This window comes from Gemmatimonas phototrophica (assembly GCF_000695095.2).
Taxonomy (GTDB): domain Bacteria; phylum Gemmatimonadota; class Gemmatimonadetes; order Gemmatimonadales; family Gemmatimonadaceae; genus Gemmatimonas; species Gemmatimonas phototrophica.
The window spans coordinates 607,559-623,084 of record NZ_CP011454.1 but is presented as its reverse complement, the minus strand read 5'-3'; the positions used below and the strand labels follow the sequence as shown (position 1 = coordinate 623,084).

Genomic DNA, 15,526 nt, shown 5'->3' with positions numbered 1-15,526 from the left:
CTCTCAGTGAGTAGCGGTCATGGCCGGGCGTGCGTCCAGCACTTCACCCGTATCCATCACCATCGCCACAATGCGTGCCTGTTCGGCCTGGTGCGCATCGGCAAAGCCTTCCGCCGGACTGGCCCGCTCGGGTCGGCCCACGTAGCGCACCCCAACGGCGGCACCGGCCGACGCGCGCAGCCGCGGCTGCACGTACGTCCACGCGCCCTGATTCTTGGGTTCTTCCTGCGCCCACACCACCTGCTCCACCGCCGGATACAGATCCATGATGCGCTGGATCTCCTCGTGCGGCCACGGATACAGCTCTTCCACACGCACCAGTGCCACCTGCGGATTGCGCGACGGCGACAGCGCGAGATCGTAGTACAGCTTGCCCGTGCAGAAGACGATGCGCCGCACTTCGTCGCGATGCTGCGCCGTCATGGGATCATCAATGACCGGCTGGAACGCGCCCTGCACCAGGTCATCCAACCGCGACGCCGCCTGCGGCAACCGCAGCAACGACTTGGGCTGCATGCACACCAGCGGACGACGGTGCTTCCGCAACGCCTGACGACGCAACAAGTGGAAGTACTGCGCCGGCGTGCTGCAGTAAGCCACCGTCATGTTCCCTTCGGCACACAGCTGCAGGAAGCGCTCCAGACGGGCGCTGGAGTGCTCCGGCCCCTGCCCTTCGTAGCCGTGCGGCAGCAGCATCACCAATCCACTGTCCTGCCCCCACTTCGCGCGGTCGGCCACAATGAACTGATCGATGATCGGCTGCGCCACGTTCACGAAATCGCCGAACTGCGCTTCCCACAGCGTGAGCGTATCGGTCGCAATGACACTGTAGCCGTATTCGAAGGCCATGACGGCGGTTTCGGAGAGCGCCGAGTTGTAGACCTCGAACGCGCCCTTGGCGCCGGGAATGTTGGCCAGCGGCGCGTACTTGCGGCCGGTATTCACATCATTCAGCACCGAGTGCCGGTGCGAGAAGGTCCCGCGCTCGGCGTCCTGCCCGGTAATGCGCACCGACATGCCATCGAGCAGCAACGAGCCAAAGGCCAGCGCTTCCGCGTGCCCCCACTCAATGCCACCCTGCTCGCCCATCGTGTCGCGACGACGTTCCAGCTGCTTGGCCAGGCGGGGATTGGCCGCAAAGTCGGCCGGCCACTGCAGCAGCGACTCGTTGACGAAGTGCAGCCGTTCAGCGGGCAGCGCGGTGACCACCGGCTTGGGGACGACCACCGCTTCGGCCGGCCACGGCGCATGCTTTTCACTGCCCAGCAGCGATTGCTTGAAGCGGCTGTGAATCTCGGCGTACCGCTGCGACACCGCCTGCTCGACCGCGGCAGCATCATCGGTGCCCATCACCCCTTCGCGCACCAGACGGCTGGCCCAGACCTGCGGCACTGTGGGATGCTTCCGAATGGCCGCCGTGCGCGTCGGCTGCGTGTACATGGGCTCATCGCCTTCGTTGTGCCCATGACGACGGTAGCCCACCAGATCGATCAGTACATCCTTCTTGAACGTCGCGCGGTACGCGCACGCCAGCCGCATGGCAATGATGCACGCCTCGGCGTCGTCGGCGTTGACGTGGAAGATGGGGATTTCGAATCCCTTGGCGAGATCCGACGAGTAATACGTGGAGCGCGCATCGGACGGGTCGGTGGTGAAGCCGACCTGATTGTTCACGATGATGTGAATCGTACCGCCGGTGCGGTACGCATTGAGATGCGAGATGTTCAGCGTCTCCGCCACGATGCCTTCGCCCGGAAACGCGGCGTCACCATGAATGGCGACCGGCACCACGACATGCTCATTCCGCTCCCCCGGCTTGCCGGGCTCGCGCTGCAGCGCGCGTACTACCCCTTCAATGACCGGGTTTACGACTTCGAGGTGCGACGGGTTGGGCATGAGACGCAGCTTCACGTCGCGGCCATCCACCGTGCGCGCGCCGTTGTAGCCCATGTGGTACTTCACGTCGCCGGTCGCGTTCTCATCGGCCGCTTCGTGGTGCCCTTCAAATTCGGCGAACAGCGCCTCGAACGGCTTGCCCATCACGTTCGTGAGCACGTTGAGACGGCCGCGGTGCGCCATGCCTATCACCACCTCGTTGGCCCCTTCACGTCCCAACGCGTCGATCATGGCATCGAGCATGGGGATGAGCGTATCGGTGCCTTCCACGGAGAAGCGCTTGTAGCCCTGATAGGCGCGCCCGAGGAAACGCTCCAGTCCGTCCACTTCGTTGAGGCGCTGCAGCACCTGCTTCTTTTCGTCAGCCGTGAGCGGGCGCGTCAGCACTCCGTCGCGGAAGGCGCGACGGAACCAGTTGCGCTCCTCGTTCACTTCGAGGTGCCACACTTCGTAGCCCACGCGCCCCGAATACACGCTGCGCTTGCGCTCAATCACATCTTTCGCCGTGGCGTACCGATCATCACCCAGCGCCGCGCCGGGAATGCTGGCGAGATCGGCGTCGGTGAGTCCGTAAAACTCCGGGCTCAGTTCATCGGCGCCCGCCGGCGGGGATCCAAGGGGATCCAGCTGCACGGCATAGTGTCCGTACATGCGGATGGCCTGCTGCAGCGACGCGGCCGCGGCAACCTTGGTCAGGAGCGCGGTGTCCGTTGCCGACGCCACCGGAGCGGCGCCGGCGGCACCACCAAACAGCGACTCCGCAATCCGGAAGTATTGGCGCCACGTCTCATCGACGCTCGCGGGGTCCCGGCGGTACTTCTCGAACTGCTCGGCAAAGATGCCGTCGTTGAATACGCTCGTAATAGCTGACATAAACACGAAATGTAGTGGGCTGCGCGACACAACTGCGCCGGCAAACTCGGCAAAATTGGCAACGGCGGTTATGCGGCGTCAGTGGTTCTGCGGCAGGACCAGAGTAAAGGTGGATCCTTCGCCCGGGCGCGACACCAGCTCAATACGCCCCCCCAGCATGGTGGCCAGTCGGCGGGCAATGTAGAGCCCCAACCCGGTGCCTCGGGCACGGCGGGTCTGGGAGTCCTCCAGCTGCGAGAACGGCCGAAACAGCCGCTGCATGTCGGTGGCGGCAATCCCCACACCGGTATCACGCACGGCCAGACGGACCGTGGCCCCACCGTCAGGGGCCGGCGACCCCCGGGACACGCGTAGCGTGACTCGGCCCACCTCGGTGAACTTGATGGCGTTTTGGCACAGGTTGAGCAGAATCTGGCGCACCCGGGCTTCGTCGGTCACGAGCGTGGGGAGCCCGGGCTCAAGGTCGAGGAGGAACTCGATCCCCTTTTCGCGGGCCAGCGGCTCCAGGAAGGGGTGCAGCGAATCGAGCAGTTCGTCGAGACGCACCGGGGCGTTGCGGGCGGTGAGCCGGTCGGCCTCCAGCGACGCAAAGGTGAGGATGTCCTCAATGAGACTCCCCAGGTGGCGGCCCACGGTACGCAGCCGAACAATGACATCGCGCTGCGCGTCGGTGAGGGAGCCCAGAATCTCGTCTTCCAGCAGTTCGCCATACCCTTCGAGCGCGGTGAGGGGCGTGCGCAGCTCATGCGACAGCGTAGCCAGCAAGCTCGTCTTGGCCGCGTCGGCCGAACGCGCCTCCTCGAGCAGACTGGCCTTCCAGAGGGCCAGGGCGGCCAGGTCGGCCATGACCCCGAGACGCTCTTCATCCACCTCGTCGAAGAGGGGGTGGCCAACGTCCCGCGTAATGGACAACACCCCGAAGAGCTGCTGGTTGGCGAGCAGGGGCAGCAGCAGAATGGGCCCAATGCCCAGCGTGGGGAGCAGCTGGGCAAAGAAGGGGGAGCTTTCCAACGGGTTGGCAATGGAGAGCGTGCGATGCTCGCGAGCCACCCGTCCGGTGAACGTCCCTTCCAGCGGGAAGGTGATCCCCAGCAACGACAACGCGTGCCCGGCACAAGCGGAATATACGCCATTATCACCACTTATCTGCGCCACTGCAGCGCCATTAGCACGTCCACGGACCATCGATAGCTGGCACAGCGTATCCAGCACCTTCTGCGAATTGGTCTCAGCTGCCAGCGCGCGCGCAACCTGACGCAGAGTGCCGAGCTCTTCTGTTTTTCGGTAGTCCGAATAGAGAAGGTCCTGATTGCTGGCCGGAAAGTCGGCGGGATTGATGGGCGACGTCATCTGGGAACTCTGCACCCCCGCGCGCGGCTTGGGGAGCCATGGCGCAATCTCGAAAGACCGGCAAACAGCCCGGCGCGGTAAACGGGCACCCCGACAAGCTGTGCGTTCGCTGCGGGCGCCCCTTCAGCTGGCGCAAGAAGTGGGAGCGCGACTGGGAGTCGGTGCGCTATTGCAGCGACAAGTGCCGGATGGGGAAGGCGGCGGGGTGACAACAAAATCTCGAATCTGGAATATGAATTATCACACACTTATATTGTTTTGCGAGAAATTGGCGGCAAGATTGACCGAACACTTGCCCGTACCGACGGGCCCGTTCGACCTGCCTCAGGCGCGGTACGGCCTGCCCGCGCCTCGCCCTCCCAGTGACTCCACTCCCAAGTCAAGCGGATCTGGACTTTCGCCGGATCGCCGAACTCGTCCCCAATCTCGTGTGGACATGTCGTGGCGATGGTTCATGCGACTATCTGAGCCCGCAATGGGTAGCCTACACGGGTCGTCCGGCCGCCGAGCAACTTGGCTTCGGGTGGCTCGACGCGATCCACCCCGACGATCGCCAACACACCAATGATGCGTGGCAGGCGGCCGTCGCCCCGCGCTCCGATCTCGACATCGACTTTCGGATCCGGCGTTACGACGGCGCCTATCGATGGTTCGCCACCCGCGCCGTTCCCGAGGTGCTGGAAGACGGCACCATCGCCCGCTGGTACGGCATCAGTACCGACACGCAGGACCTGCGCGACCAGGAAGCAGCACTGCAGGGGCTCCATCGAGACCTCGACCAGCGCGTCGCCGATCGCACCGCCGATCTGATGAGGGCGCGCGTTCAGCTCGAGATGGCGCAGTACATCACGAACACCGGCAGCTGGAGCCTCGACCTCCGGACGCAACGGCTGCAGTGGTCCGATGAGATGTTCCGCCTGTTCGGACTGCCCGTCAGCGACGCCGTCCCCTCGTTCGGCGACGTGCAGGCACATTTTCAAACGGATAGCTGGCGTCGATTCGACGCGGGGCTCGCCCGCGCGATAAACGACGGGATCGCCTTCGAGATCGAAGTGGAGCTGGCATCCACCGAGCGCGGACGGCGCTTCGCCATCGCCCGGTGCAACCCGGCGCAGACGGAGAAGGGAAGGAGCGCGCGGCTCTTCGGCACGTTTCAGGACGTCTCCGAGCTCGTGCGGGCGCGCCATGAACGCGACGTGGCCCTGGAGCGTACGGCGCTCGCGACGCAATTCGCGGGGATCGGTGTGTGGGACTGGTGGGTGGATGATGACACGCTGACGTGGAACGACGAGATGCACCGGCTGTTCGATCTCCCGCAGGAGTGCACACCGAGCTACGAAGTATGGCGTAATGCCATGCTCCCGGAGGACCGGGCCGAAGCCGAGCGCAGCCTGCAGGAGACCATCGCCGGCACGAAGGATTTTCTGTCGACGTATCGCGTGCGACAGCGCGACGGCTCACAGCGCATCATCCGCGCCACGGCCAAGCTGAACGGAGACAGTGGGGACCGGAGCCGTCGTATCATCGGCATTTGTGTGGATGTCACGGCCGAGGTGCTGGCCGAGCAGGCGGGAGCGAGTCGCCTCGCCAAGTTGCGCGACTTCATCCGCAATGCACCGGCCGCCATCGCCATGCTCGATGCCAACATCACGTACATCGAAGCGAGTCGGCGCTGGACGGAGCTCTACGCGCTTCCCGAAGGCTCGCTCGTCGGACGGCATCATTACGACGTGTTTCCCGAGATCCCCGAGCGCTGGAAGCAGATTCACCAGCAGGTGTTGTCCGGCACCGTGTGCAGCCATCCGGAGGATCCGTTCGTGCGCGAGTCCGGAGAGATCCAGTACATCGCGTGGGAAGCACGCCCCTGGTACGACGACGAGGGTCGCGTGGGGGGGATGATGTTCTTCAACCAGGACGTGACGGATTCGGTGACGTTGCGCCAGCAACTCGAGCACCAGTCCCGTGAACTGCAGCGCAGCAACGACGACCTGCAGCAGTTCGCCTACGCCGCGTCACACGACCTCCAGGAACCGCTGCGTGCGGTCGCGGGGTTCGCGCAGATCCTCGGTCGCCGATACACGGGTCGCCTCGACGACGATGCCGACGTCATTATCAGACATATGACCGAAGGGGCGACTCGTATGCGTACCCTTATCGATGATCTGCTCACGTTTTCACGAGTGGGATCAGGGACCGCGAACGTCGCCACGGTGCCTTTGCGACTGGTCGTCGAGGATGCGCTCGCCAACATCGCTCATAGCGTGTCGGAAACGGGCGCGATCATCGAGGTGGCAGACCTCCCAGCGGTCGACGCGGACCGCACGCTGATGATTCAACTGTTCCAGAACCTCATCGGCAACTCCCTCAAGTATGCCGGTCGTGCGGCGCCACGCGTGACGATTTCGAGCCTCACGCACGCCGACCGGGTCGAAGTCCGTGTACGAGATTGGGGGATCGGCGTACCGCCGGCTGCCGCCGAACGCGTGTTCCAGATTTTCCAGCGGCTCCACACGCGCGACGAGTATGCCGGAACCGGGGTCGGGTTGGCGCTGTGCCGGCGGATCGTCGAGCGCCACGGGGGTTCCATCTGGCTCACGCAACCCGAAGACGGCGCAGGGTGCATCGTCCATTTCACGTTGCCCGTCACCCGAGGACACGATGCTGAGCGCTGATTCCCACGGACGAGACGGACCGTACCACGTGCTTCTCGTCGAAGACTCGCCGAGCGACCGCCTGATGACCGAGCTCGCGCTCAAGGAATCGGGGGTCCCGCATGTCCTGCACTCGGTGGAGTACGGTACGGATACGCTGCGGTTTCTGCGTCGCGAGCGCCCGTTTGAGGAGGTCCCGCGCCCGGATCTCATATTGCTCGACCTCAATTTGCCGGGCATGGACGGCCGCACCTTGCTGCGGCGCGTGAAGGCAGACCCTGAGCTGCGCTCGATTCCCATCGTCATTCTGACCACGTCGGAATCGCCAAGTGATGTGCAGTCGACCTATGCCACGCATGCCAACTGCTATCTCCGCAAGCCGACGGATTATGACGCCTTCGTGGCGATGATAAGCCTGACCATGCGGTTCTGGTGCGGCACCATTGTGCCGCCCGGCTCTCCGGTCCCGCTTGCCGGACAGCCGGCTGCCCCATCGGCCCGCCGCCGGTTGTTGCTCGTGGAGGATTCCGCGTCCGATGCCCTGCTCTTTCGGGACGCGCTGGGGGGTGACCACACGGCCGAGCCGTTCGAGGTGGTGCATGTCGACCGGGTCACGGCGGCGCTGGCCGAACTCGAGCGGCAGGCGTACGATGCCATCGTGTCGGATCTGTCGCTGCCGGACGCGAAGGGCGTGGAGTCCATCCGCCTCCTGGCTTCTGTCGCCGCCGATGCACCGATCATCGTGCTCACGGGCTCGTACGCGGAAGTGGGAGAGGCCGCCTTGTCCGCCGGGGCCGACGATTTTCTGCCGAAGAACGACCTGAACGGTCGAAGACTCGGGCGCATCCTCCGCCACGCAATCCGGCGGAAGCAGCTGCAGAGCGAGGAGCTGCAGATGCAGCGGGTGCAGACCGTCGGGCGCCTCGCGTCGAGTGTGGCCCACGATATGAACAATCTGCTGGCAGCCATTCGACTGACCGCTGAGGTGTTGCCGCAGACCGCGCCCGACACGGAAGCGCTGACCATCGAAATCCTCTCGAACGTCGAACGCGGCCGCGCCCTCACCAGGCAGTTGCTGGCCTTCGGTCGGCGCAGTGAGTCACAGCGCCGACGGTGCGAAGTGAACAGCGTTGTCCGGTCGGCCGCCTCAATGTTGTCGCGTCTGCTGCGGCGTGACGTCGAACTCGATGTGGATCCGACCTCGGAGTTCACGGGCGTACTGGCGGACGAGCATCAGTTGGAGCAGACGGTCATCAACCTCGGCCTCAACGCCAACGACGCCATGCAATCCGGCGGCCGGCTCACGCTTACCACTCGCGTGGTCACGCTCACGGACGAGGCAGGGATGGGCTACACCCCGGTCCTCAACGCGGGCCGGTATGTCTGTATCGAAGTGGCGGATACCGGAACGGGCATTCCCCTCGAGGTCCTGCCGCAAATTTTCGAGCCGTTCTTCACCACCAAGGCCGAGCATGAAGGCACCGGGCTCGGATTGGCCACGGTTCGCGACATCGCCCTGATGCACGGGGGCGCGGTTTCGGTGGCGAATCGGGACACCGGGGGCGCGGTATTCACCGTGCTCTTGCCCATGAGAGGTACGCCACTGTCCGTGTTGGCGCAGCCTCTCCCGGGCGGTGCGCCGGCCGTGGCGCCGCCTCTCCCGGGCGGTGCGCCGGCCGTGGCGCGGCCTAAGCGTTTGCGCGTTCAGCCGCAGGCGCGGTTGCTGATCGCAGAAGACGATGCCGCCGTATCCGGAGCGCTCAACCGCGTGCTCGCCGCCCATGGATTCACGGTGCACAGCACATCGAGCGCCGACGCGGCGTGGGACGCGTGGCAGGAGTTCCCCGGATCGTTCGATGCCCTCGTGACCGACCTGCTCATGCCGGGCGAGATGCCGATCAGTGAACTCGTGGAGCGGATTCGCGCCGAACGTCCGGGCTTTCCCATTGTCTACTGTAGCGGGTTCGCCGGCACCTCGAACGAGGAGACGCTTGGCCTCCAGGAAGGGGTCAACTTCGTGGCCAAACCGTTTCGCACCGAGGCGTTGCTGGCCGTGCTGGCCCATCAGATTGGCAAGGCCGCAGCATTCGAAGCGAGCGCCGACACGGACTGAATCGCACGTTCCAACGAATCATGAGCGCGGGCCCCACTCCTTCCCGAGGCTCGACATCAATTCGACCATGAGCCCGATGCCGTCCCACAGATTGCGCACACGCAGGTTCTCGTTGGGGGCATGCTGACTGTTGTCGGCGTTGACGGTGGGGACCGTGATCACCGTCGCGCCCAGCTGCTCCACAAAGTGAAACAGAGGCAAGGACCCGCCGAGGATGGGTAGCGTGAACGGTTCCTGCCCGTAGCTGCGGGCCATGAGCCGTTTGACCGCCTGCACCACCGGCAACGCACTGGGAACACGCACGGCCGTGTAGCCGCTGTCATAGCTCACATACGCCAGCCGCGAACGGTCGTTGCTGCGGCTGGCGGCGTTGGCATCCCGTACCACCGTGTAGCCCAGCGCTGCCAGATGCTGCTCCAGCAACGTGCGAATGCGGGCCGGCTGCTGGTCGGGGACCAGCCGGAAATCAATACTCACACTGGCGCTGGTGGGCACGGCATTACTGGCCCCGGCGCCCACGTTGCCACCACGAATTCCACGAATATTCAGCGCTGGCTGCATGATGCGCTCGCCCAGCGGCGCACTGTTCGCTTCGGTGCGCGACAGCCCCAGCGAGCTCCGCACGCTGTCGTCGGTCACGCTCAACGCGCGCGCCAGCGCCCGGTCCCCCGCCGTCAGGGCGGGCACATCGTTGTAGAACCCGGGCATCTTGATACGCCCGTCGTTGTCGCGAATGCTCGCAATGAACGTGGCCACCGCCACCGCCGGATTGGGCGACCAGTTGCCGTAGTGCCCACTGTGCAGCGCGCGATTGGCGCCATAAAAGGTCACCTCGGCGCCCATCACACCACGCACCCCCAGGACGATCTGCGGCGTACCGCTCACATGCACCGGGCCGTCAAAGAACAGCCACGCGTCCGACTGCAGCTTGTCCTTGTGGGTGCGCAGCAGCTCACCCAGATGGTTGGAGCCGGCCTCCTCCTCACCTTCCAGAAAGAACTTCACGTTCACCGTGGACCGCTGATTGAGCGCCTTCATGGCGTCGAGTGCCGCCAGCATGGCCACAATGGGCCCCTTGTCGTCGCTAGCCGACCGGGCCCGGATACGCACCTCGGGATCAACGGTATCACCCGGCGCCGGCAACGGCACATCCACGGTGGGGGCGCTGTTCGCATACCGGCTCAACTTGGGCGTGAACGGCTCACTCTCCCAGCCGCCTCCCGCCACCGGTTGTCCATCGTAGTGCGCGTACATCACCACCGTACGCGTGGCCCCCGGCACCTTGATCTCGCCAAAGAGCGCCGGACTCCCCCCACTCGGCGCCCGCAGCTCGACGAGCGTGACGCCTCGTTTGGCGAATGCCTGTGTCAGGAAGGCCACGTTCCTGGCAATGTCATCCTGATTGCTGGCCACATTGGGAATGGCGAGCAGAGCGAACGCTTCGTCGAGGATCTCGCGTTCGTGGGCCTTACGCCACGCGTCTACCTGCGGGCGCAGCGGCTGGGCCTGCATGGCAATCGGCGCGAACAGCGCGGCGGCTAGGAGAAATGGACGCATCTCTCACGCTACCGCCCGCTCGCTGCGTTTGCCAGCACCGCTGAACAGCTCGTCGGAGGCACGGGGGGACGGAGGACGCGGAGTTCCACACCAGAAGCATTCTTCAAGCACTCTTCACCTCCAATGCTCCCCACCTCCCTCGATCTGGTCCGGGCCTGACCGAGGGAGGTGGAGAGCCGTTGAGGAGAGGAGAACAGCTGGTTCAGTGCCCTCCGTGCCTCCGACGAGCTGTTAAAAGTCGTACGCCGCCGTCAGAAACACCGCGCGCGCCGGCAAAATGAAGTAGCGCACCCGCCCGCTGCTCGACACCGCACCGCTGCCGAACTTGCGCGTGTCACCGAGATTCTGGCCGCGTAGCGTAAACGTGACGGGCCCTGCCGACACGCGCGCGGTGGCATCGAGCGTGTAGTAGTCCGGCAACACGCGATCGGGGCTGCTCGTGTTATCGAGGAAGGCACGGCTCTGGTAGCGTCCCTCAAGGCTCAGCCACAACCGGGACACCGGCGTGACTTCCACGCGATGGGCACTGGTGAAGCGCGGCGTGAGCAGCGGCTCCACATTACGGCGCACCACCGGCGTACCGCGTGAGCTGTCGGTGAACTGCGCAATGCGGTTCGTGCTCCAGTTGGCGTTGCCAGCCAGCACGACGCGATCGATTCCACGATACGCCCAGTCAAGCTCAAGCCCGCGACGGTAGCTGCTCCCCACGTTGCGCCGCAAAATGGAGCCGCTGGCCGTCGGCGCTCCAATGCGCGCAATGTCGTTGCGGAAATCCATACTGTACACGTTGGCCGACAAGTCGAAGGCCGTCTTGCGCAGATTGAGCCCCAGCTCGAAGTCGCGCAGCTGCTCCGGCTTGACCCGCGTGAAATCGCCGTAGGCGTCCACGTTGCCCGCGTTGAGGTCATCGTCGCCGGCAAAGAGATCGTTCCGCGCCGGCTCTCGGCCGGTGATGCCATAGCTCGCAAACGCCGACACGCCCGCGCCGAGGGCGTATGTAACGCCGGCCTTGGGATTGAAGAACGTCCAGTCGATGCTGCGTTCCGTGATCTCCGCGTTGGCCGAGGGCTCGTAGCGGAACCGCGCCCACCGCCCCTGCATGTCGGCGAACCACGTCGCGCGCCCTGCCGCGTACGATAGCTTCACGAAGCCGCTCGCATCCTGCTTGTGTCCCGTGTTGTCGTACAACTCGGTACTGGGCTGGAAATAGCCGCGGTGCGCGCGCTGATAGGTGTTGGCATTCACGCCGGTGTTCACCGTGAGCGCCCCACGCTCCACGTTGTACACGCTGGTCACCCCATACCACGTATGCGCCAGATTGAACCGATACCGATCCGGGAGCTCGAAGTAGTCGTAGTTGCCGCTCGCCGAGTTGCGGTACACGGTCGTGTTGAGCGACCCGCCGTTGTTCAGCGAGCGCGACCAGGCCAGTGACACCAGCTGCTGCCCGAACTTGTCGCGTTCGTTGGGCGCGAGCGGGTTGAACCGCCAGTTCGTGGCCAGCTCTTCGCGGGTGGCGCCCGTGTAGCTGAGTGTGTCGTACAACTGCCCCACCAGCGCCGTCAGCTTCACGATGTCCCGGGTGCCAAACCACCCGGCCCCCAGGAACGCCGATCGTCCGGCCACGCCGCTGTGATCGCGGTAGCCATTGGTGCGCAGCGCACTCACGCGGCCATACGTCGCAAACCCGTTCTGCAGGCCACTGTTGAAGCTCGCGGTGGCGCGCTGCGCACCGAAGCTCCCCATCTGTAACTGCACATCGCCGCCGGCGTCTTGGCGCGCCACCGGTACCGTCTCGAAGTTGATGCTTCCCGCATACGACGCGGTGCCGGCAGTACTGGTTCCCACGCCGCGCTGCACCTGCACACTCTGCACGTTGCTCAACAGATCGGCAAAGTTGGCGAAATAGAGGACCTGATCCTCCATGTCGTTCAGCGGCACCCCATCAATGGTGATGTTGATGCGCGTCTGATCAAGCCCGCGCAGTCGCAGGTAGCTGTAGCCCCATTGGGTGCCCGTTTCAGTGTGGGCAATGAGACTGGGCGCGGCGTTCATGAGCAGCATGGGCACGTCCTGCCCGTAGTGCCGCTGCGTGAGCACCGCCCGCTCAAGGGTTTTCTGCGCGATGGGGGCCGTACTCCCGGCCCGGATAGCCTGCACCGACACGCCTTCAATACGGCGCGCGGCGCTGTCGGCACGGGTGGAGTCGGGCCTCGCCTGAGCCGCCAGGCCAGACGAAGACGCAGACAGGAAGAACGGAAGGGCGACTGCCGTGGCCATGCCGTGCGCAATACCACGCGACACGCTGGCCTCCGGTCGCCCGGCGCGCACGAGGCGCGCAAGGATGCGACGAGACACGTTGGACTCCCTACGCCGGTGCAAACCGGATCAGGTTCGACGGGTGTTATCTCAGCCGGACGCTCACTGGCGGCGCCGGCACCCCGGTCATGTGCCGGAACGGTAATTAGCTTTGCCGTACATGACCAGTGTCCTCGTCCAGGAAAGCTCAACCATGCTCGATTCGCTCTGCCGGTGGCTGTCGTTGCATGGGTCGTCCTGCGCCGAGGCGTTCGGCTTCATCACGGGGGTCGCCAACGTGTGGCTGGTCACGCGCCAGAGCCTGTGGAGTTGGCCACTGGGCGTCCTCAACGCGCTGTTCTACATGGTGGTCTTTGCCCGCACCGGCCTGTACAGCGACACTGGCCTCCAGGTCGTCTATTTCGTGCTGTCGTTATACGGGTGGTGGCACTGGACCCGTGGCGCGCAGGCCAGCACGCCACTCCCCGTTACCCGTACACCGTCACGTCTCGCCGCGATGCTGGGCGGTCTGGTGATCGTGACCTGGGTGACTCTCGCTCTGATCACGTCGCGCATTCCCGGGGCGGCCCTCCCCTGGCTCGATTCGCTGCTGGTGGCCATCAGCCTCGTGGCCCAGTGGATGATGACGCGCAAGCTGCTGGAGAACTGGCTGCTCTGGATTGCGGTGGACGTGGTGTACATCGGCCTGTTCATCAACCGCGACCTGCCACTCACCGCCGTGCTGTACGCCGTCTTCCTCGGACTGGCCATGCTCGGCTACGTGCAGTGGCGGCGGAGCAGCCAGCCCTCGCAGACCGGGGTAGTACACGCATGACGCCCCTCACACGCGTGGTGGTGACTGGCTCGGAGAGCACGGGCAAGACCACCCTTGCCGCTCAGCTGGCGGCATGCTTTGGCGTGCCTTGTGTGGGGGAATACGTGCGTGAATTTGCCGCCGCCAAGGGTTCGCCACTGGTCTACGACGATCATGCCGCCCTCGTGCGGGGGCAGACGGCGCTGGAAGATGCCGGCATGGCCCAGGCGCGTGCCGACGGCCACTCGCTCCTGGTACACGACACCGATTTGCTGAGCACCGTGGTATATCACTGGCATTACCACGGCAAATGTGAGCCCTATCTTGAAGAGGCCGCGCAGGCCCGCCGGCCGGATCTGTACCTGTTGCTCGAAATCGATGTCCCGTGGGTTCCCGATGGAATCCGTGACCGGGGCACACGTCGCGAGGAAGTCCAGGCGCTGTTCGAGGAGACGCTGGAGCGCTTTGGGGCAAAGTACGTCCGGATCAGCGGTTCATGGCAGGAGCGCTTCGCCGCCGCCGTTCGTAGCATTGAGCAGGTAGTCTTGCCGCACCGCTGACCTTTCACTGACCGCATACTTACAGGACCATGGCCAACAGCTCGCAGTCATACAGCAATCACGCGCAGTACAACCCGCTCTATCACTATTTCACCAGCCCACTCGCGCTGGTGTTTCTGGTGTGGAGCCTCACCCGCTTCTTCAAGAACCCGGGATACGACACCACCTACTTCCTGATCGGGGCCCTGGCCATGTTCGGCGTCGTTTCTGTGTCGCGTCTGTCGCCGCTCCGGGCGCAGGATCGACTCATCCGACTGGAAGAACAGCTGCGCTATCAGCGCGTGCTCCCCGCCGCGCTGGCGGAGCAAGCCGCGGCGACCTTCTCACCGCGCCACTACATTGCGCTCCGTTTTGCCGGCGATGCGGAACTGGCCGGACTGGTGCAGAACGTCATCGCCAATCCCGGTCTCAAGGGCAAGGAAATCAAGCAGCAGATCACCAACTGGCGCGCCGATACGTTCCGCGTCTGATCCGTCGCGCATTCCCGGACCAGGAGCGGTCTATGCTCATTGATGAAACGGTGCTTGAGCGGGCAACGGGGCTCAAGGCACCCGCCCCTTTTGTTTGTCACGGCTTTGCGCTCGCCACACAACCGGCGGCGGCGCAGAGCCTGGCGTTTCTGGACGATGCGCAGTTCCTCTCCGCGGTGGCCGACAATGCGGGCATTGCCGTGGTGCTGACGACCCCGGCGCTGAAAGAGGCCGTGCTGGGCACCGGACGGGTGGCCATTGTGACGGACGATCCCCGGCACGATTTCTATCAGACGCTCAATGTGGCGGGACGGGAGCACGCGACTCAGCGTCCCACCTTCATTGATCCCACGGCGGTCATCCACCCGCGCGCCACCATCAGCGGATGCAATGTGCACATTGGACCACGGTGCATCATTGAGCCGGGCGCCGTGATTCTGCCCGATGTCACCATGGGCGCAGAGTGCATTATCCGCGCCAACGCGGTGGTTGGCACCGAAGGCTACGAGTACAAACGCACCTCTCGCGGACTGCTCCCGGTCTTTCACGACGGGTCAGTTGTCCTGGGTGACCGCGTGGAAGTGGGTGGTAACAGCTGCCTCGACAAAGGCTTTCACTTCCGGCACACGCAGCTCGGCAACGACACCAAGGTGGACAATCTCGTGCACATCGCCCACGGTGTGCACACCGGACAACGCTGTCTCATTGTGGCGCACGCCATGGTCGCCGGCAGTGTCACCTTGGGTAACGATGTGTGGGTTGGCCCCGGTGCCATGATCTCCAATGGGCTCACCGTTGGCGACGGTGCCTCCATCTCCCTCGGTGCCGTCGTAACGAAGTCCGTGCCGGCCGGCGCGCGCGTGAGCGGCAACTTCGCGGTACCGCACGAGAAACTGCTCCGACACGTCAAGTCCATTTCCGCCGAGTGAAGGCGGTAGCGGTTG

General features: G+C 64.7%; 11 protein-coding genes and 1 riboswitch. Of the genes, 7 read left to right on the top strand and 4 right to left on the bottom strand.

Going from position 1 to position 15,526, the window contains the following annotated elements:
- Positions 1–3: 3 nt before the first annotated feature.
- Both GEMMAAP_RS02750 and GEMMAAP_RS02745 read right to left on the bottom strand, forming a co-directional pair.
- Positions 4–2,769, bottom strand: coding sequence for a 2-oxoglutarate dehydrogenase E1 component (locus tag GEMMAAP_RS02750; RefSeq protein ID WP_053333986.1), 2,766 nt, complete (start codon positions 2,767–2,769; stop codon positions 4–6).
- A 78-nt stretch (positions 2,770–2,847) separates the two neighbouring features.
- Complete coding sequence (locus tag GEMMAAP_RS02745; RefSeq protein WP_053333985.1) at positions 2,848–4,119, bottom strand: sensor histidine kinase; 1,272 nt, start codon at positions 4,117–4,119, stop codon at positions 2,848–2,850.
- Between the two features lie 38 nt (positions 4,120–4,157).
- On the opposite strand from GEMMAAP_RS02745, the gene GEMMAAP_RS02740 reads away from it, so the two are divergent.
- The 3 genes from GEMMAAP_RS02740 (at position 4,158) to GEMMAAP_RS02730 (ending at position 8,883) form a co-directional block, all read left to right on the top strand.
- Positions 4,158–4,328 (top strand): DUF2256 domain-containing protein, encoded by a 171-nt coding sequence (locus GEMMAAP_RS02740; RefSeq protein WP_075071395.1) that lies wholly within the window; start codon positions 4,158–4,160, stop codon positions 4,326–4,328.
- Between the two features lie 153 nt (positions 4,329–4,481).
- Complete coding sequence (locus GEMMAAP_RS02735; protein ID WP_026849328.1) at positions 4,482–6,791, top strand: PAS domain-containing protein; 2,310 nt, start codon at positions 4,482–4,484, stop codon at positions 6,789–6,791.
- A gap of 28 nt (positions 6,792–6,819) precedes the next feature.
- Positions 6,820–8,883, top strand: a complete 2,064-nt coding sequence (locus GEMMAAP_RS02730; RefSeq protein ID WP_158514699.1) for a response regulator — start codon at positions 6,820–6,822, stop codon at positions 8,881–8,883.
- A gap of 18 nt (positions 8,884–8,901) precedes the next feature.
- On the opposite strand, the gene GEMMAAP_RS02725 is transcribed toward GEMMAAP_RS02730, so the two are convergent.
- Both GEMMAAP_RS02725 and GEMMAAP_RS02720 read right to left on the bottom strand, forming a co-directional pair.
- Positions 8,902–10,440, bottom strand: coding sequence for a M20/M25/M40 family metallo-hydrolase (locus tag GEMMAAP_RS02725; protein WP_075071394.1), 1,539 nt, complete (start codon positions 10,438–10,440; stop codon positions 8,902–8,904).
- 231 nt (positions 10,441–10,671) lie between these two features.
- A complete protein-coding gene (locus tag GEMMAAP_RS02720; RefSeq protein ID WP_043580180.1) occupies positions 10,672–12,798 on the bottom strand; it encodes a TonB-dependent receptor in 2,127 nt (708 codons plus the stop codon).
- Positions 12,789–12,894, bottom strand: a riboswitch (TPP riboswitch). Its footprint overlaps the gene before it by 10 nt.
- Before the next feature lie 25 nt (positions 12,895–12,919).
- Here GEMMAAP_RS02720 and pnuC point away from each other — a divergent pair.
- From pnuC to GEMMAAP_RS21045, 4 genes are read left to right on the top strand one after another with little or no spacing between them, the layout of a single operon-like run.
- Positions 12,920–13,573 (top strand): nicotinamide riboside transporter PnuC, encoded by a 654-nt coding sequence (pnuC, locus tag GEMMAAP_RS02710; protein ID WP_053333982.1) that lies wholly within the window; start codon positions 12,920–12,922, stop codon positions 13,571–13,573.
- Positions 13,570–14,112: an AAA family ATPase gene (locus GEMMAAP_RS02705; RefSeq protein ID WP_043580178.1), complete on the top strand. Its 543-nt coding sequence runs from the start codon at positions 13,570–13,572 to the stop codon at positions 14,110–14,112. The genes pnuC and GEMMAAP_RS02705 overlap by 4 nt, the downstream gene beginning before the upstream one ends.
- Before the next feature lie 29 nt (positions 14,113–14,141).
- Positions 14,142–14,582: a DUF6526 family protein gene (locus GEMMAAP_RS02700; protein WP_026849325.1), complete on the top strand. Its 441-nt coding sequence runs from the start codon at positions 14,142–14,144 to the stop codon at positions 14,580–14,582.
- Between the two features lie 32 nt (positions 14,583–14,614).
- The gene (locus GEMMAAP_RS21045) at positions 14,615–15,511 is read left to right on the top strand and encodes a UDP-3-O-(3-hydroxymyristoyl)glucosamine N-acyltransferase (protein ID WP_026849324.1); all 897 of its coding nucleotides are present in this window, start codon (positions 14,615–14,617) and stop codon (positions 15,509–15,511) included.
- Positions 15,512–15,526 lie beyond the last annotated feature (15 nt).

Coding starts and splice junctions, on each gene's coding strand:
- GEMMAAP_RS02750 (WP_053333986.1), bottom strand. CDS start 2,769: ATGTCAGCTATTACGAGCGTATTCAACGACGGCATCTTTGCCGAGCAG.
- GEMMAAP_RS02745 (WP_053333985.1), bottom strand. CDS start 4,119: ATGACGTCGCCCATCAATCCCGCCGACTTTCCGGCCAGCAATCAGGAC.
- GEMMAAP_RS02740 (WP_075071395.1), top strand. CDS start 4,158: ATGGCGCAATCTCGAAAGACCGGCAAACAGCCCGGCGCGGTAAACGGG.
- GEMMAAP_RS02725 (WP_075071394.1), bottom strand. CDS start 10,440: ATGCGTCCATTTCTCCTAGCCGCCGCGCTGTTCGCGCCGATTGCCATG.
- pnuC (WP_053333982.1), top strand. CDS start 12,920: ATGACCAGTGTCCTCGTCCAGGAAAGCTCAACCATGCTCGATTCGCTC.
- GEMMAAP_RS02705 (WP_043580178.1), top strand. CDS start 13,570: ATGACGCCCCTCACACGCGTGGTGGTGACTGGCTCGGAGAGCACGGGC.
- GEMMAAP_RS02700 (WP_026849325.1), top strand. CDS start 14,142: ATGGCCAACAGCTCGCAGTCATACAGCAATCACGCGCAGTACAACCCG.
- GEMMAAP_RS21045 (WP_026849324.1), top strand. CDS start 14,615: ATGCTCATTGATGAAACGGTGCTTGAGCGGGCAACGGGGCTCAAGGCA.